At 36.6% G+C, this 18,497-nt stretch carries 18 protein-coding genes and 1 tRNA gene; 3 read left to right on the top strand and 16 right to left on the bottom strand.

Annotated features, from left to right (window positions below; translation table 11 throughout):
* Positions 1-541 precede the first annotated feature (541 nt).
* Positions 542-652: transfer RNA gene (locus E0F89_RS17085), tRNA-OTHER, on the bottom strand.
* A gap of 204 nt (positions 653-856) precedes the next feature.
* Between E0F89_RS17085 and E0F89_RS05795 the strand changes: the two genes are divergently transcribed.
* Genes E0F89_RS05795 through E0F89_RS05785 form a run of 3 tightly spaced genes read left to right on the top strand, consistent with a single transcriptional unit; the run spans position 857 to position 11,208 of the window.
* Positions 857-1,492 (top strand): hypothetical protein, encoded by a 636-nt coding sequence (locus E0F89_RS05795; protein WP_131908906.1) that lies wholly within the window; start codon positions 857-859, stop codon positions 1,490-1,492.
* Positions 1,493-1,494: 2 nt separating this feature from the next.
* Complete coding sequence (locus E0F89_RS05790; RefSeq protein ID WP_131908905.1) at positions 1,495-2,679, top strand: hypothetical protein; 1,185 nt, start codon at positions 1,495-1,497, stop codon at positions 2,677-2,679.
* A gap of 6 nt (positions 2,680-2,685) precedes the next feature.
* On the top strand, positions 2,686-11,208 hold the full coding sequence (locus E0F89_RS05785) for a synaptonemal complex protein 1 (RefSeq protein ID WP_131908904.1): 8,523 nt from the start codon (positions 2,686-2,688) through the stop codon (positions 11,206-11,208).
* 10 nt (positions 11,209-11,218) lie between these two features.
* On the opposite strand, the gene E0F89_RS05780 is transcribed toward E0F89_RS05785, so the two are convergent.
* From E0F89_RS05780 to E0F89_RS05710, 15 genes are all read right to left on the bottom strand, one after another.
* The gene (locus tag E0F89_RS05780) at positions 11,219-11,434 is read right to left on the bottom strand and encodes a hypothetical protein (protein ID WP_131908903.1); all 216 of its coding nucleotides are present in this window, start codon (positions 11,432-11,434) and stop codon (positions 11,219-11,221) included.
* Between the two features lie 46 nt (positions 11,435-11,480).
* A complete protein-coding gene (locus E0F89_RS05775) occupies positions 11,481-11,711 on the bottom strand; it encodes a hypothetical protein (RefSeq protein ID WP_131908902.1) in 231 nt (76 codons plus the stop codon).
* Positions 11,712-11,778: 67 nt separating this feature from the next.
* Entirely contained in the window at positions 11,779-12,030 is a 252-nt protein-coding gene (locus E0F89_RS05770) for an HU family DNA-binding protein (protein ID WP_131908901.1), read from the bottom strand.
* A gap of 78 nt (positions 12,031-12,108) precedes the next feature.
* Positions 12,109-12,354 (bottom strand): phosphopantetheine-binding protein, encoded by a 246-nt coding sequence (locus E0F89_RS05765; RefSeq protein WP_131908900.1) that lies wholly within the window; start codon positions 12,352-12,354, stop codon positions 12,109-12,111.
* A 31-nt stretch (positions 12,355-12,385) separates the two neighbouring features.
* Positions 12,386-13,315, bottom strand: a complete 930-nt coding sequence (gene thyA, locus E0F89_RS05760; RefSeq protein WP_131908899.1) for a thymidylate synthase — start codon at positions 13,313-13,315, stop codon at positions 12,386-12,388.
* A gap of 12 nt (positions 13,316-13,327) precedes the next feature.
* Positions 13,328-13,792 (bottom strand): MazG nucleotide pyrophosphohydrolase domain-containing protein, encoded by a 465-nt coding sequence (locus tag E0F89_RS05755; protein ID WP_131908898.1) that lies wholly within the window; start codon positions 13,790-13,792, stop codon positions 13,328-13,330.
* The gene (locus E0F89_RS05750; protein ID WP_131908897.1) at positions 13,734-13,973 is read right to left on the bottom strand and encodes a hypothetical protein; all 240 of its coding nucleotides are present in this window, start codon (positions 13,971-13,973) and stop codon (positions 13,734-13,736) included. The genes E0F89_RS05755 and E0F89_RS05750 overlap by 59 nt, the downstream gene beginning before the upstream one ends.
* Before the next feature lie 35 nt (positions 13,974-14,008).
* The gene (locus E0F89_RS05745) at positions 14,009-15,061 is read right to left on the bottom strand and encodes a nucleoid-associated protein (RefSeq protein WP_131908896.1); all 1,053 of its coding nucleotides are present in this window, start codon (positions 15,059-15,061) and stop codon (positions 14,009-14,011) included.
* Positions 15,054-15,248, bottom strand: a complete 195-nt coding sequence (locus E0F89_RS05740) for a hypothetical protein (protein ID WP_131908895.1) — start codon at positions 15,246-15,248, stop codon at positions 15,054-15,056. Before E0F89_RS05740 ends, E0F89_RS05745 begins: the two co-directional genes overlap by 8 nt.
* Positions 15,249-15,262: 14 nt before the next feature.
* Complete coding sequence (locus E0F89_RS05735; RefSeq protein ID WP_131908894.1) at positions 15,263-15,946, bottom strand: hypothetical protein; 684 nt, start codon at positions 15,944-15,946, stop codon at positions 15,263-15,265.
* A 15-nt stretch (positions 15,947-15,961) separates the two neighbouring features.
* On the bottom strand, positions 15,962-16,564 hold the full coding sequence (locus E0F89_RS05730; protein ID WP_131908893.1) for a DNA polymerase III subunit beta family protein: 603 nt from the start codon (positions 16,562-16,564) through the stop codon (positions 15,962-15,964).
* 32 nt (positions 16,565-16,596) lie between these two features.
* Positions 16,597-16,824, bottom strand: a complete 228-nt coding sequence (locus tag E0F89_RS05725) for a hypothetical protein (protein ID WP_131908892.1) — start codon at positions 16,822-16,824, stop codon at positions 16,597-16,599.
* A gap of 2 nt (positions 16,825-16,826) precedes the next feature.
* A complete protein-coding gene (locus E0F89_RS05720; protein WP_131908891.1) occupies positions 16,827-17,048 on the bottom strand; it encodes a hypothetical protein in 222 nt (73 codons plus the stop codon).
* 34 nt (positions 17,049-17,082) lie between these two features.
* Positions 17,083-17,637, bottom strand: coding sequence for a DUF6445 family protein (locus E0F89_RS05715; RefSeq protein WP_131908890.1), 555 nt, complete (start codon positions 17,635-17,637; stop codon positions 17,083-17,085).
* 1 nt (position 17,638) lies between these two features.
* Positions 17,639-18,496 (bottom strand): hypothetical protein, encoded by an 858-nt coding sequence (locus E0F89_RS05710; RefSeq protein WP_131908889.1) that lies wholly within the window; start codon positions 18,494-18,496, stop codon positions 17,639-17,641.
* Position 18,497 lies beyond the last annotated feature (1 nt).

Here is an 18,497-nt window from a genome sequence, read left to right as displayed (position 1 = left end):
TTCCCTAATCTCCCGTAGAGCTATCCGCATTATTTCGCAAAGAAGACAGAATTCGAATCTGCATTTCCTAAGTCTATGAATTTCACATATTCGCTTTCACGATCCGGATATACGGCACTTCTTTAACCGTAGTCTTTCCTACTGTCAAAAGTTCTTTTCCTTTTTCGCCATCGGTTCTATTATGTGAGTACCGAAAACTACCGATCCGTCTATTCCGGCTGTCAAAGCTTCTATGTTTTTGTAAAAGTCGTCAAACAAGCATTAAGCACCTCGACTTTGTTGGGAAGCTGGGACTCGAACCCAAACGTTAAGTGATTCTCTTAACTCGATGAATTTAAATCGACTCAATTCTCTATCCATATCTAGCGTCTACCATTCCGCCACATCCCTGTTTTTGCTTGTCTTTCCAAGCTGTCAATACCTAATGACTTACGATTGTATTTACCGGTTGAACTATCATTTTCGCGTGTAGCATTGGTAAGAATCCTATTACTACCCCCATCTGTGAATACATTGTCAGTACTTTCTTAACAGATCCTCGTGGAGAAGAACGGACTCGAACCGCTGACCTACTGTCGAATTAACTATCTACATTTTAAAAAATGATAATCGATAGTTTTGCAATCGCTCTAGCCTACTGAGCTACTTCCCCAAAACCGAACTAACTAAAAACCATTTTATTTCTCTTTATCTCCTTCACAAGAAAGGCGGTGAAGTACGTTAGTTCGACTTTTCAAAAGTATAAAATAATTATACTAAAAATACAATAAAACGATACTAAATATTTATTACATTTGTATTTGATATAAATAATTTCTATTATTAGTGTAATTTTAGAGATTTAAATGAATTTACTATGGCAGCAGTTACAACCTCGGTTTTAGGATTAGGAATGTCAGGATTTCAAGCATGGCAAGGAATTGAAGACAAACGCAAAGGAGAAAAAGCACGTCAGGACTACAACCGTCAGGATCTGGATCAATCTAATGCGTATGAGAATATTGCTATCAGTACTGTTGGCAGTGATATTATGCGTGAAGAGGCGCAAAGAAGTTCCGCAAATACTGTAGATGCATTACGCAATATGGGTTCGAGAGGCGTTGCGATGTTGCCAGGAGTATTGGCAAATGACAACAGAAACAATCAAGAGGGACGAGATTATATCGACAATCAAATCAACAAAAGAAGCTATGCGATTGCTGGTGATCAGACCGCTATTCGTGGCATGAAAGAAGACCGAGAAAATGCTGATTTAGCAGGAATAGGACAACAAATACAATCCGGCCAGCAAAATATGTGGAGTGGGATTCGTGGCGTAGGCAGCTCGCTAATGTATGCCGCCAATAATGTTGATTGGAGTAAAGACGGATCGGGAAGTCAGGCAGATAAAGACATGGCAAATATGGGAGGTGGTGCAATGAATCAAAATCAATTCAATAATAGCTACATGCCTAGATATACCAGCATGCTTAAAGACTTTAATAAATTTTAACCATGGCAAACTCCGGAACGTACACCGCTTACCGTCAATTAAAACCGCTGGAAGGCAGTATTGCTGATGATATGCAGCAACAGCAAGACAACAGTTTTAAAAGACAGCATCTAAAATCACAAGAAGAAAAAACCAAGCAAGACAGAATTGATAAAGCTGAGAAAGAAAAAAGGGAGCTTTGGGAAAAACACGTTAAGCCTTTATCCAATTACGATACTGGATCCAAGTCGCTCAATGAAGCGCAAGGAAGATTGATACTTGAAGCGCAAAAAGAATACGTTCCATTAATGGCTGTAGTGAACAATCCGAATGCGTCCGACGACGAACGGTTAAAAGCTACCATAAAATTGCAAAACATTAATAATCTACCGGAGAATTTGTCTTCTATGACAAAAACACTAACCGAAAGAGATTTAGCAATAAAAAAAGGAATTGCAGCAGGCACTATGTTTGCGGATCCGGTTTATGATAAAAATTACCAGGAAGGATTTCAAAACAAATTATTGGCGCTGGATGATAACGGAATGCCAATGGTTGCTTTTAAAGATCTTGACGGCGATGGAAAAGACGATTTAGAAACCTACGACCAGATCCAGAATGTAGTTCCTAAGTACGAAATACAACAACGTTTTGACAGAAATGCAGATTTGATCGCCACTTCAAAAAACCTGCAACCCAATGCAAACGATAAGGATTTATTAACTGCTTACACCAACAGTCAATTGTATGAACTGGACGGGGTAACACCTACAGCGCGTTTAAAATCGTATGCCAGGGACGCAGGAATTACTGATTATACCAATACTGCAGCGTTAAAAGTAATTGCTACTAATTACACCAATGATGTTTTGTTACGCGTAAAACCGGATACGGCCCAGCAAGCCTTAGAACAGAAGATTTTGAATGACGCGGAAAACAACAGAATTGCCAGAGAGCGATTAAGGATAACAGAATCGGAAGGAGCTAAAAACCGTAAATCAGCAGCAGAAGCCAGAACAGAAAGATTAGAGCAAGAGGCTGCAGGTAAAACGACAGTCGCAACCGCTACAATGGATAATGAAGGGAATACCGTTACCACTACAAAAAGTCAAGGTAATGGCAAAACTAAATCGAACACGAACACAACTACTAAAAAGAAAGTGTACGCCGGCATCGATCCAAAAACAGGAAAAGCAATCTACAAATAAAAAACTATGTTACAGCCAAAATACGCAAAACAATTAGATTCTAATATTAAAGAATTAATCGCCAATGGAGGAAGTAATGAAGATGTTGATAAAATGGCTTCGGACTACACGGCAATGTTTTCTAATGATGCATTAAAAAAAAAAGAAAAATCTACTGGTACTGTTCCAGAAAAGAAATTGGCGTCGGAGGCAACCACTGGTTCTTCGGCTGGTGCAAGTTCTAAAGGATTTCCTAAGATCGATACCAACAGTGTAGCTCCGGGAATGGGAGCGCAACCACAAACAGAAAGTTCTGCAAACAAAGAAAAACGTTTACGTCAAAAATTAGCCAATGTAAAAGTGACTCCTGAAAATATGGATGCGGTTATGGCTGAAACGGATGCATTGTCTTCCTCTATCAAGACTAACGAAAAAGCCAAAGCACAAGCTAAAAGCCAGCGTGTAAAAGAACTGGAAACATCATTTTATTCTGCTACACAAGACAATGACGACGATGCTGTAGCGGAGCAACGATTGAATGACGCGGTAAATACAAATGGCGTTTGGAATAACGTAAAATCAATTGCTAAAAAAGCAGTAAATACAGTTATTGACGGGGCGGTTATCGCTTCTAAAAACGTTGGATTACTTGAATTTAAAATCAATGAAGATCCATTGTCCGGAGAAAAAGAGACGGTAAAAAAAGCAGCATTAAAAAACAAAGAGCAATTGTCAGAGGCTGAGGTTAATCAACGTGCCAAAGAATTGTTTAAAGAAAAAGAGAAAGAAAACTTATTTTTGGATCGTGCCAATTCCTTCCTGGACAATATGGATACGGAGGATAAGAATTTGCTGAAACAAGATCGATACGATAAAAGCATTCACCTTCAGGAAGATAATGTAAAAAGGCTGAAATACAATGCCGCATTACAAACCGTAGCTGAAGATAAAATTGAAGACTACAAAGCGGTAGAATCCCAATTGCAGCAACTTAAAGAAAGCGGCCAGTCATTCCCGGAGGAACTGTATAACAAATACACTTCGCTAGGAGCAGAGATCAAGCAATTAGGCGCTACTTTAAGCAAAAACGAGCAATACGTACTCAACAACAAAAAAGATTTAGGAACGGCACAACAAGAATTTGATTTATTCAAAAGAGAATCTGGCGATTTTAATAATTTTGCCGGAAATATTGCTGTTACTACAGGCGAGATAGCAACCGGTATTTTGGGAAGTATCAATTACTTCGCCGGCATGAGTGGGAATCCAATGGACCGTATAGGCGCCATGCAAGGACAAGAAGTAGCGTCCCAATTTGCAGCTGATCTAAAAGGCGCACGTGAAAATTTACGTAAACCCGTTGAAAGTATAGAAAGCGCGGAAGGTTTTTTGAACTACACTTCAGATTTATTAGCCAATCAAATTCCGATTTTGGTAGCAACCTCTACCGGTACCGGAGGACTGGCAGCTGTTGGTATGTCTTCAACCGGACAGAAATACACCGAAATGAATGAAGAAGTACGCCAAGGGAAAGCCAGTTATACTCCTTTGCAAATGGCAGTTTCTCCATTTTTGTACGGTGGTGCTGAAGTAATATCTGAAATACCTACATTATCAATCCTGAAAAAAGGAGGTAGAGTGATTGAATCTATCGCCAGAAATGAAGCGGAATTGATTACCAGAACTGCTACGCAAAAAGCAATTGACTGGTCTAAGGATTACGGGATCGATATGGGTAAAGAAATGTCAGGAGAGCAGTTTACAAATTTCACGCAAAACTTTAACGACAAGTTTATTTTAGGCAAAAAAGATGTAGGACTATTGGACAATACCGGTAAAGTTTTCAAAGATACTTTTACACTTACTTCTATTTTGAAAGTAGCTCCGCACGTTTTTGGAGTTATTGCAAAACCATTTCAATCCAAAACTGATTTAGGAACGCTGGATGAAAATTCACGTAAAATCATTGAGTATTCCAGCCAATTAAATACCGACGGATTAACTGATGTTGAAAAAACTGTTATTCAAAAACAGATTGATAAAGTTACAGCCGAAAGTTCAAAAATCGTGGCCAATACGATTGGTAAAATAACGGATATGCCTGGTGTATTGTACGACGAAGCGATTTCATTAAACTCCAAAGCCGGAGAAATAAAATCACAAGCCAGAGCAATAAACGACGGGAATTTACCCAACAAAGAAGCCTTGCTAAAAGGACTTAGTGACGACTACAAAGCGCTGCAGGAAAAAAGAAACGGTATCATAGACGGCAAAACTACTGTTGTTGATGTATTACCATTAAAAGAGCAGGAAACGCTTAAAATGCAAGCGATGGAAGACTTGGTTAATGAACTGAATCCGGACGGATCAAAAGACATTACCATTACAAACGAACAAGTTGTGGAACGTGCCAATAAAATCTATGCGGAATCCAAAGCTAATGAGAATCCTGCTGTAAATGAGAATCCGTTACCAACCGTTCCTGCAGATTACAATATCGTGGATCCACCAACGCAAAATGCACCACAAGCAGAAGCGCCAGCGCCAGAAGCTGAAGCAAAACTAGCAGAAATTCAAAACCCACCCGTAGTTGAGCAAACTACGACTGACACGAAAGAACCGGCTGCGGAAGCTAGTCCGGTTCCTAGTGTTTCTGAACTATCAGATAACCAAAAAGAAACGTTAAAAAACTTAGAGGAAGAAAGAAATAGTAAATTGCTATTAGAGCCACAAGGACTTGAAGAAAGTGAACTTGTTAAAACGCCGTCTTATATTAATAATAGAAAAATAGAGGCAGAATATAATGCCAAAATAAATCAGATTATTAATGAAGCAGCGACGTCAACAAATGAAGTTGCTCCGGTTGTTGCAAACACAAAAGAGGTTAAGAAAACTTTTTACACTCCAGAAGAGATAAATACTCATAATGACTCCTACGACAAAAAACATGACGAGATTTCTGAAAGATTAGAGAAAGAGTATTTAGCGCAAGGCATTCCTAAGTCGGAGATTTTTGAAAAAATAAATTCAAATTCGGAAATACGACAAAATGCAAAAGACCGATCTACATTAGAAAACCATAACAACACTGTTTTTAAGGACATTTTAAATGATATAATAAATAACAAACTAAATATTCCTAAGTATTTTAAAAATAAAGAAAAGCAGTATCAATTAGAAACTGCAATAAAAGAAAGCCTTACTAAGAGATTTTCAACAAAGGATTCAGGCTATGACTCCGTTAGAAACAACCAAGACGTATTAACGGAAGTTGAATTGACTAAAATCGCAAAGGAATTAGCAAAAGCTTTTTTACCTCCAGGTATGACTTTTAATAGTTTAACATCTGATCAGAAGACCAATGCGCTTGAAAAAATAGCTCCGACAGTAAATTCTTTTAAAGAATTGTTGTCCAGTGAAATAATAAATAAACAAGGAACAAATGAAGCAGCACCGCCAACAAATACTCCTGCTGATGGAAACCTTCGAATTGGAGCTGACAATGTGGGAGAAAACGGAAATGCCAAGCCGGAAGGTCCTGCAAAAGAAAGTGTACCGGGTGCCGCTGACGCCGGAGAAAATAAAGGAATCGATCCGTTAAAAGATGTGGAAAGCACTGCTAAGGCGCTTGAAACCGTAATCCCTAAAGAGCAAGCTTTTGCTTTTGCAATTAATGCATTACCATTAGAAGGCACAATAAATTACAAAGATATAAAACAGAGTGATTTCGCATTACCTTTTGATCGGTATGTAAATAGTCCTGAAAAGATAGATAAAGAAGTAGGAAGTGCGTATAAAATATATGAGTTTTTAAAAAACGGAGGAAAGTTGCCTAATAATGTAATTTTACTAGATAAAAATGGTAAAATATTAGACGGTAACAATAGAGTAAAAGCTCAATTAGCGTCAGGTGTAACCGACTTTAAATACGCTGTAGCTGATGATAAAATATTTTCACAACCTTATTCTAAAACTATTGCAGAAGGATACCACAAAGCTAAATTAGATGGATCTAATCCAGAATTAGTTACAGCGGTAGAAAAGCTGTTAGGACCACCTGCAGCGAAAAGCGACGTTGTAAAGAAAACCGTAAAATATAAAAGTTGGGGTAAGGAAACTGAATTTACCGTTGAAACTGACAGCAAAGGCGAAGTAAAGATTTTCAAAAAAGACGGTACCGAGGTTCCAAAATACACGCAACGGAAGCTAAAAAAACTGGTTGACAATAAACCTGTCTACAAACCTGTTAAAAACGCCAATTATTACAAAATATTAGCTATTGCAGAAGGCGGTTTATCGGACAATGAAATAAATATTGAAAATAAAAAGCAAATTCAAGATAGTATTGATAACTTTATACCTACTACCGAGTATGAATATGCGTTATTAGAAATTGCCAGAGGCGTAAAGTTCTCTAAAGAAAGTATTCAGACCGAAGTAGGAAACATGGACAGCAAGTGGGCCACCGATCCGTTTTCCACAAAGAAATTACCTAGCATTGAAAATGTAGCGGAAGGGATTGTTTCCGGAGCTGATTTTGTTGAATTGGATGAAAAGGCAGTAAGAGATCATTTGATTGATATTATCGCTGGTTTTGGCAGTGTCAATGATGTAAAGGAAAGTGTGCATGAAATGTATAAAAGATCAATTGATCCGTTCTACGGCATGAACGAAGCAGACGCTATTGAAGCGAATAAAGAATTTATAACTGAAGCAGAACAAACCTTATTTGACGCGGTACAAGCCGAAGACAATTTGAACGAAAGTGAAAAACTAAAATACTATCAAAATGAATACGAAAAATCCATTGAATCCCTTACAGGAGAACAGCAAAGAGAACTCTACGACCAACACGAATCAGACCGACAAGGATTACCTGATCCGAATGAAGGCGATGCGATTAGCGATAGCGAAGAAGTACGCGGAGGACAAGAAAAAGGCAAAGAAATAAATGCTGAATCCCCGGAATTAAAAGAAGTAAATGCTAAACTGGCGCAAGCGAATGAAAACCTTAGAATTGCTAAGGAAGCATTGGACCGCAAAGCAAAACTCTTAGATAAAGAATTGCTAAAAGACAATGAAGATATTTTTGGAGAGCGACCAAACCAGAATGAAAACAAGCTTTTTGATGAAAGAGTAGATGTTGACGCCAGAAACAAAGCAACGGCCAAAGAGCGCCAGGCGATTAAAGATGCTCAGGCAGAGATCAAACAATTAACCGATTTAAAAGCAAAAATTGAAAATGGAGAAGTGGTTTCTACTAAAGAAATCAATTTTGAAATAGACGACAAATCGACTCCGGATCAAATCCTGGAATGGTTAGAAAATGCTGAAAAGGAGCTTAATGATTTTGGTAGAGACAACCTATCAGTGGGAATTCCTATTGTTGTGGCTAAAGCTGCTATTCAGGCAATGAAAATAGCGGTAAAAGCTGGTAAATTAGCTGCAGAAATTATTCAGGCAGGACTTGACGCTGTAAAACAAAGTGACTGGTTCAAAAACCTAACACAAACAGAGCAAGCTGATATTGAAAATGATTTTCAGACTAATTTTTTGAATAAAATAAGCGCTATTGATCCGGCCAACGAACGCCAAGCTGAGAATTTATTAAATCGTGCTGCTTCCGAGAATATTTCAGAAGAGGATGCTTACAATGAAGTGAAGGCCACATTTGCAAAAGCACGTGCCGAATTAAAAAACAAAAAACTTCCTTCAGAATATATAAGAGACGCCTACCGTAATTTTGTAAAGAAGTTCACGGACCGCCAATATTTAGCTAAAAGCTTGTTGAATAAATCCGGAATGAAAGTGATCCAGAATTTAATTGTCAATGCACAAGGCGCTTCTGGTAGAGCTAAAATACAATTTGAAGAAGCTTACAATAAAATTTACAAAGGACTGACTACAGCAGAACGCGCTATTCTTGATGAAATCATTCAGGCCAAACGTTTTATTGCAATAGATACGAATCGTGAAGCTAGAGGACTGGATCCGGTTTCGCACCCTAATTTTATAGATAAAAACAAATCGGAGAAATTCTTATCTCAATTAGAAAAGGAATTGGGTACCGAAAAATTTAATGAGCTGGTAGAACGTTCCGAAGCTTATTTTGACACGTATAAAGGAATACTAAAAGATATGCTGGATAACGGATTGCTATCACAAGAGTCATTTGATTCTATGAGCGATGTAGATTACCAGCCGCGTGTATTTTTGCAGTTTGTCACTGATTTTAATGGCGATATTGAAACCGCCAAGCGAACCAATAATGTAGATAGCGGTGGTTTAAGTTCAGATCAGATTAAATCTATGTCAGAAGGAGACGCTAACAGTTTGGTTTTGAATTCCGAATGGCTGCTTACTAATTCGTTATCGTCCAGGTCCAAAGCAATGGCGATGAATAATATCAATAAGCGATTCATGACGGGCGAATTTCAAAAAGCAAAAGCACGTTTTGACAAATTAAATCCTAAAAATTTGAAAGGTGACGACGTTCGTTTTTATAAATATTTCAAGGAATTGTCTTCAAAAGTCATTGACAATCCTTTTAATAGTACAACCAACAAATACCTTTACGACAAAACTCCTGCGAACTTTTCGAAAGCGTATTATTACGTGAACGGCCAGCGACAGGAATTCTTTTTAGAAGACGAATTACATGAATCCTGGAATAATAATGTAGCCGGATTTTTAAGCAGTAATGCTAAGGAATTCATATCGTATGCTTCGGGAGCTGCATTAGTCAAAGCCATTGCAACGGGTAATAATCCTGCATTTCCGATTGTTAATACGCCGCGTGACTTTTTGTTTACGCTTACTTTCTCCGATCAGTACAGCAATATTGTACCCAAAGCGATGTTTCAGGTAGCAAAAGATGTGGCAAAAGCAATCAAAGAAATACGCAAGCCGCAAAGTGATGTATTAAAAAAATACATTGAATACGGTGGTGCCATGGATTTTTTGAGTTCACAAGGAAAGTTGAAAAAAGAGTCGGTAATGGGACAAGTCTTAGAAAAAGCAGTTTCAGCCAATACCAGGGATATTGCCAAATCAATTTTCAATAAAGTTACTTTACATAAAATATCTCAGTACAGCGAAATGATGTTTCGTTTGGGTATTTTTCAGCGTACGATTCAAAACCAGTTGAAAGATCTAAGATTCAGCGATATTTCAGAAGTTACCGACAAGCAACAAATTGACGATATTTACAGTCAAGCAGTTGCCAGTGCCAGAGGAATTCTGGATTTCAACCAAGGTGGATCCATCACTAAAGATATGGAAGCTTTTATTCCTTATATCAATGTGGCCTTCCAGGGAGGTAGAGTAGCTGCAACGGCCTTTGAAAAAGATCCTGTAGGCACTACAGCCAAAGTTTTGCAAGTCGCTACATTAGCTAGTACGGTGCCAATAGGAATTTCATTAGCTTTAATATCCGCTATGAAAAGCGATGATGATGAAGACAAAACGACCTATGAAATTTATCTGGATGCTGTTGCAGGAATCAGTAGTTATCAGAAAGAGAAATACATGAATATTCCAACTCCTTTTAAAAATGAAGACGGACAATATATGGTGATAAAAATAGCTAAAGCACAAGAGCTTGCTCCGGTTATGTCATTGACCGATAATATTTTTAATAACCTGATCCGAAGTCTGGCCGGACAAGAAAAGAAAAGCGCCGGAAAAATAACAGCAGAAGGTTTATCTGCTTTTAATCATATTATGCCAGTTGACGTGACAAGTCCTGCAGGTTTTTTTACCAGAAGTCCTGCTATCAAGGCGACTATGACGTATGCAACCGGATACGATTTCTTTAAGGACGAACCGTTATCATTTGATATTGGAAAAGTTCCATTAGCAGTGGAAGGGATTACGTTATCGAGTACTGAGGATTTTTACAAGAAAATTGGTGAGAATTTTGGTTTATCTCCCGTTAGGACCAAAGGATTTGTAGAAAGTTTGATTACTTCACCGGGAACCAATCCATTTGTAGGCATGCTTTATGGTGGTGCCGATGCTGCAGGTTCTGACAAAGGAATGAAACAAATAGGGAGTGAATTAGCGAAGACAACTTTAAAATCGTTCACGAAAAGAACGCATAGTTATACTTCTGATTTTAACCGACAATTAGCAGGTAAGAAAGAAATGCAGGAGAAACTGGACGCTATCAACATAGAGAAGCACCGCACCAAAGCCGAATTTAATACGCTGACGAAACAATTTGTAAACAAAGAAATTTCGAAAGCTGATTTAGATTCTAAAATGGGAGAGCTGGAACCGATTGAAAAGAAACGTATTTATAACAAAATCAAGGACAAAATCCGATTGAAAGATGTTGACGGAACAATTCTGGATATAAAATACGAGCAAGGAAATGAGGCCAAGGCATTAATGATCATGCATTATTACGGAGATATTTTTGACGGATCCAAAGATAGCCGAGCTGTAATGATACAAATGAAAAAAGCTAAAGGGATATTGACTCCTGCCACGATGCAGGCCTACAACAAACTAAAAAAAGAATTAGCAACAAAAAAACGCCCGGAATAGGGCGTTTTAATTATTTGTATCCTTCAAAGCACATTCCGCTTCGTCCCCGGTAAAAATCAGTGGTAGCCTTATTGGTAATAATAGGATCGCTTCTATCGAGTTCGATTGTATATTTCCAACCGGTACTGGTTTGTACAGCTTCTAATCCTGTTACTATCTGACAATCATCGTCCTTAGAGCAAGACAACAATACTATAGCTATTGCTATTAAAGATAAATTTTTCATGGTTTACTATTTTCGTTAACCAAATATAATAAAAAAAACCTTACTGTTATGCGTCAGCTTCGTTGGAATCTTCAGAAAAATAACCCAAAGGAATTAATCCAGTTAATCTGTCATAATCATAACCGCATTTTGAAGTGTAATATAAATCAAAATCTTCTAAATCATCAAAAACTTGATTTCCATCAAATTCTAATAATTTATTAGTGACTGTATTGTAAAATGCAAAGCTTTTTTTATCATCAAGATAAATTCCTGTAATTTTTAAAAATCTAATCATAATTTTATATCTTAATTAATAGTTAGTGTTGAAAAAAACCTTACTGTTATAGTAAGGTTTTTTGGTTTTAGAAAAATGGTTTAAATTTTACCACTGTTTTTTCAGGAAGGTACAGAATCTCTCCCGTTGAAGGATTACGTCCGGATCTGGCTTTTCGGATCACGTTTTTGAAAACTCCAAAACCTAAAACTCTTGTTTGACCTTCACTTGATAATCCAGTTTTGATAGCTGTTAAAACTGCTTCTACTGATGCGTTTGCTTCCGCAAGCGTTTGCCCTGTTGCCGAAGCAACTTCTTTTACTAATTGTGCTTTATTCATAATATAGATTAGCTTTTACCTATACAAGCGAGGTTTAAAATGTATTTTTAAAGTGGTCGAATTTGACCACTTTAGATTTTATAAATTTTGCTCTACGATTTTGAGCAGGTCCTTAACGTTTACTGTATGTTCATAGTCTTCATCCGGAATGGTACATTTAAACATTTCTTCCAACTCTATAATGATCTCCACTATATCCAGACTATCTATTCCAAGGTGGTCTTGTAGATTAGAATCTTCAGTGACTTTCTCTAAATCAACATCTGTTTTATCCGCAATAACTTGTTTAATTTTTGTAATTTCAAACTCTTCTAATGCTCTCATTTTAATTTGGGTTTTAGGTATTTATTTATGGTTACTGTTTTGGTGCCAACATTGCTACTTTGATTTCAGCATCACAAGTGTAGCCTTTTAGTTTAAACATATTAATGTCTGTTAGCTGCATTAATGTATCTAAAGTGATTATTCCTCTTGCAAAACCTTCGCAATTTAATTTGAATTCGTCGTTTATTTCTAGTTCACAATTTTGATGGTGATCCGGATCTCTTTCTAATAATTCCTTTGCCGCTTCGTATTGATTATCATAAAAGTGAACACATTTTAAAGTTCCTTCGATTGCTAATGCTTTGAATCCCGTTATTTGCTCTAACATTTTAGCCAGTAATCCATAAGAAGCAATATTTAATGGAAGTCCCAGAAAAGTATCTACGCTGCGCTGGTTCCAATGCAATTCAAAACCAAAAGTTCCGTTTTCTAATGGCACGCCAATAATCTGAAATTCAGAATGGCATGGCGGTAATGCTGTTTGGTCCAATTCGCTAGGGTTCCATGCATTTACTTTTAAACGGCTTGACATAATATCTTTTTTCATGCCGTCAATCAGCAATTGGATCTGATCTGTTTTGCCGTTGAAGTTCCTCCATTGTACGGAGTAGTTTTGGCCTACCGAACCTACGCCGCGTTCCTGGAAATTCTCAAACGATACTACGTGATTCGCGTATTTTTTATGCCAGTTATAGGCGTCTTCATTCCAGAATACGATTCCGTTTTTGTTCAGGTATTCTACGTTGTTATCGCCACGTAAAAACCAGATTAATTCTCCGGTGGTTCCTTTCCAATACAATCTTTTGTTGGTAATGGCCGGGAATCCGTCTTTGAATTCATGGCGAAGCGTAAAGCTTGGAATCTGGAGTCTTTTTACGCCTCTGTTCTTGTTGTTGTATTCAACGCCAGCAGTAAGGATTAAGCGGCATAATTCGTGAAATTTGTGATCTATTTTTGACATTGTTTTTTTTGGTTAAAAAAGGTTATTAAATTCTTGTTCTTTTTTTATTTCTGAGTATTCTTTAACTTCTGCAATCAGTTCGTCAATTTGGCTATCTAATGGACTGGTTCCTATTTCGCATAGCAATGCAAATAATTTGTATTTTTCTGGATCAATTTGACTTTTTGCTTTTTCAATATTTTCCAGTCTTCTTGTTCTCTCGTCTGCAATTCTTCTTTGTAACCTTTGCATTTTGAAATAATAATGATCTGCTACTGCATCTGGATCCGTTATTAATTCTAATTGACTCAACATTATTTTTACGTCTGCAATTTCTTCACATAAATGACTGAAGTTTTCTGGGTTTGGCTTTCTGTTCTGTTTGCTTATCGCCTGCATAAGTTCACCTATTTCTTCATGAAGCAGCTTTATCTGAGCATCATTTCCCCACAAGTGGATCGCTTCCTGCAGCGTTTGTCGTACTTTGTTTTCGTTCATTTATATTTTTTTTATCGATTTTGTACACATGATTTATTTTGTACAGATACGTTTTGTACGTCATGTAATTTTCTTTAGGAACGTTTAACAGATAGGCTTTGGCAACATTTCCTTTCGTTTTTAATAAGGCCTTCTCAATCAATCTTTTTTCATGGAAGGCCAGATTCAAATTTTCAGTCATATTATATTATTGGTATAAATAATTTATACTAAAAATTATACTTCTTTATTGAAATAAGCCAAGTAATAATACATTTGGCGCTCTTCGTCCCAACCTTTCTCGATAAACTTTTCGGCATTTTCCGGGTTGATAAAATCCAATCTGATACTGATATTGGTATCCAGATTAATCACGTTTTTGAACTTCTTTCTGGCATCGGTAACTGCTGAGTTTGATATTGGAAAGGAAGAGACGTCTTCGATGCTGTATTTTTCTCCTTTGTCTGCTTTGTAACTTTTGAATTCCGGTATTAGATCTGGATTGTCAATTACTTCATTTAAAAATGCTGTCTCTTCGAATTCGTCATTTTTGGCGAAATAATTCATCGAACGATTCATAAACATCACCTCTTCTTTTTTGTCTTCGGCTGGCGCGATCACTTCTTTACCAAAATCCTGACAAAACTTAAGATACTTCTTTGTTAAGAAATTTTCGTCGTGAAAAGCATCTACAGATAAAAAATGCTCTAACCAGTAGCGGCTGTCGTATCGATTGCTATCTACAGTAAGGATCTTATATCCTTCCTCTTTTTTATAATTGAAAATGATGCAGCCTTTGTCTAGTTTGTCCAAAGAAATTCCTTGTTTCAAAATCATATCCAAATGACTTTCGTTTTCATTGAGTTCAATGAAGTCATTTTTTATTTCTGATTTGAAAATTCCAATAGCGTCAACCACATTGTTATCAATAGAAACATTTGTCAAGTACGTCACGTAAACTTCTCCGTTCTTAATGTGCGGATGATTGGATTGTTCGAATAAATGTTTGGTTATAACTTTAGAAACATCATGAATATCACTTGGATTATTAAAGATTTTTGTAGCAAAAAGATACATATCATTATACTCCAGGTCAATATCATGAGCGAATTGAAAATAGTTTTCTTCTTTTTCGCGGAACGGTTTAAAGAAAAATTCTTTGATCAACGGCGTAATTTCGTCGTTTAGGCGGTACGGTTCATTGGATAAAAAAATTGGCTCGTTGCGGCTTTTGTTTCCAACTTTGTGGAGTGACAAACTTTCGATTTGTGTGTTATATAAGTTAATCATTTTTTGGCTGTGTTATTTTAGTTAATTCGTTTTTTAAGTCTAAGGCGCTGCGTTTTAAAGCTCCTATTTCTTTCGTTCCGCTGCATGGATAATAATTGTCTGATTTAATCCTTTCTTTGGCTGCGTCAAGGCGTTTCATGAATCGATAGACTTCTTGTTCTACTTGATTAATTGTTTCTAATGTCATGGTTTTCGTTTGGATTAATATTCGTCTCTATACCAGTTATTGTCATACTTTAATTCATCAACAACTACTTCAACTTGTGCAGAATATAGCCTGAACACTTTATGTTCTATACTTGATAATTGAGTCATTTTGCTTGGCGATACATTTCCTAAATTTGATAAATAAGAAGAGGATTTAAAAGAAAATATTTTCTTTCTACTATCTGAAATGATAAATTTAATTCCGCAATTATGCTGTTTTGTATTTGCATCTAAGTCTAACCATACTTCTGTCCAACCGTGTTTTTCATCGACTTCCACAATTACTGTAATTTCTCCGTTAGAGTCAGAGCTATCTTCCATGGCAGCATCTTTAAACATTTCAACTATATCGGAAAGTTTAATTGTCTTTTGTTTAACAAAACCAATAGCGTCTTGGCATAAATCCATAATTGGCTGTACATTTACCAATTGCATCAAATTGTCGTTTATGGCTTTGGATACTAAATGATTGTAATCTACCAAATCAAATTCTTGAAGGTTTACATCTAGTTTTTCTTCAATTTTAGACTTTATAGCTTTGGCTGTGTCACTGTAGCTTCGGAATACATCATCTAAAACATCATTAACCATTTTAGACACTTTTTCTTCTACTAATTGTGGTAGTTTTTCGGCAAGGAACTTGTCTGTTGCTACTTGAATTTCATTGTTTAAGTTCATAATTTTCGTTTGGTTTTAGATTGCGTTTAACATTGCCGGCATAACGATTGCGATAATTTGCCTATCGTAATCTAAATTAGTGGTCGTGAATAAAATTGCTTTATTAGCAGTTGTGGTTTCCATTCTCAACGTTTGTGGATTTGCACTTGGAATCCCTAAAAGCATTTTTTTTAGAATATGAGCATTTATGCCAACTTCTGCAGGTTTCTCTGGAAAGTCTTTTGGATTTGGAATTATAGCTGGATTGTTATATTGAGGGTATTTACCTTCGATATATTTACATCTGTAAATCATTTCTCCGAACCAGTGAATCTCCGCATAGGTATCAGTAAGAATATATTCAATATCTAATGTCATTTTGCTTTTAGTAGGCAAAGCAACCATGTATCGCAGCCTATTAAAATATTCTACAGGAACAATAACGCCTTCTAATTCAGAATCGTTATCTGTAATTTCAATTGGATAGGCTATTAGCACATGAGCATCTGTAGCTACTAATTTTTTTTCTTTGAAGTCAATGTAAACTCCGCACATTACCGGACGTAGATCATCGTTACTTGCGATGTTTTTTAAATGAGTGTATTTAACCTCCGTCGAATTGATAAATTTTACTTGCATAATTTTCGTTTTTATTTGATTTCCCAATCGGTTTAAAATAAGGCTAATTGTTCGTTAGCTTCTGGTTGTTTTGGTGGAAACATTTCTATATACCTGTTGAGGTAATCTATCATTGCTTCCGTGAGTATTTTGTGGTTTGGGTAATAGCAATCTAATATTAAAACCACTACATCAAGAAAACCTTCATTTGTTTGAACGGTTTCAAAAACCACGCAATCTTGCGTATGAAAATGATCGTGATGCAGGGATTTAATTAGCATGGTTAATCTAATATGTTACTCCAGAAACCCTTTTTTGTTAAATCCTCCTGATTCTTCTTAGCACGCTGTTCCGCTTTCTTAATCTCGGCATCGGTAAACAACAAGCAACGCTCATTTATACCGTTAGAATCCTCTACCCAAATAGCTTTATACGATAAAGCTGCACCAAACTCTCTTTTCGAATTATCAACGTTGATAAGACGACCTTTTTTTACCTTTGCCATAAGCGTTGTAGCACTTTCCCTTGCAATCGGGTTTTTAATTTTTATTTTTTTTGTAGAAACATACCAGCACGATTCTCTTTCCTTGGGTTATTTCTTTAGGATATTTACTATGGAAGCTTTGTGCATTGTATTTTAGTAATCGGTTTGGGTAACTGGTGACTACATCTGTTTTTTCCCATTTGGTTTCGTCGTTTGCGTCTTCAATGATTAACCGATCAAACTCTTCGTTTGTAACTGCTGCAGTAAGTTCAGGACCATGAGTTTTATGATTATAAAAACAAGTGCCGTTTGGAGTAGTTCCCAGTTGCTCGTTGATATACAAAACTGAAGCAATTGCTGTCTTGTGGCCGTTTACCAGATTATCAGCGTGAATGTTTAGATCCATATCGAAACCAGCGTAAGCACTTCGGATAAATGTCAGTACCAATTCGTATCCCGGAATTTTAAAAAATTCCAGTAAATATTTTGGAGTATCCAGTACTGAAAATTCTCTGTCTGCTGCTTTTACAATCTGGAATTCATTTGCTGCACAGTATTCCTGCAGGTCCTTGAATGCTTGTTTTGGTAAAAAGTTGTTGGTTACAGTCATGTTAAATTATTTTTTCTGCTTTTAATGAAATTTGCTTGTCGAAGTATTCCTTTAGGATATTTCTTTTGGCCCGGATAATGATTTTTGGCGAATAACCTGCTACAATTTGTTCCATATCTACTTTGATGCGCTGGCGCTCTAGTTTATCTGTAGATGTTTTTTTAGATTGCTCTTTTGATAGTTCTGTTTTGGCTTGCTGCAGTTTCAATTGGTAATACTCCAGCAATTTCGGATTATTGCTATTTTTTATTTTTCCTTTTTCAACCAGGAAGTCAAAAATATATTCACTTGGATCCGATATTGTGTTAGTTTCCTGATATTCCTGAAAAACTCTGTTTACGCCATCAATCAGGATTTGTTCCTTTTGTCCTTCGGTAACTGCAGCAAGTTGCAAAGTGCTGTTTTTCGATATATCGTGATTCATTTTCATATTCAGTTTCCAATTTTTGTATTTTTTCAGAATCTTAGCGATGTAATCCGCATTAAAAAGCTGAAAATGTTCTGTTTTGTCCTCGAAGCTTCCGTATCTTTCTAATTCAAACGCTTTGTATATTTCTTCCAAGGTTAGATCAGCATACGTGGTTAAAATCATCCTCATAATGTCTTGACCTACCAAAGAATCTATTTCATTTTTTATGCCGGCCAGCGTTCCAATTTTGATAAGCATGGTCCCAATAGTGATCTTAATATCCGGCTCCGTTGTTCTTTCTCTTAACTTTTTGTTATCTAAGTTCGATTTTAAGAACTGGACCGGAGCGAGCATGCATTTTTGTTCGATTATAGCAATGGAATCACTTACTCTTATTTCTTGCTGCACCTGTAGCGCTGCGGTATCTATTCTGTAATGATTGTTTTCCATT

Source organism: Flavobacterium caseinilyticum (assembly GCF_004349085.1).
Taxonomy (GTDB): Bacteria; Bacteroidota; Bacteroidia; order Flavobacteriales; family Flavobacteriaceae; genus Flavobacterium; species Flavobacterium caseinilyticum.
The sequence above is the reverse complement of the archived record's forward strand: the minus strand, read 5'-3'. Positions and strand labels throughout refer to the sequence as shown.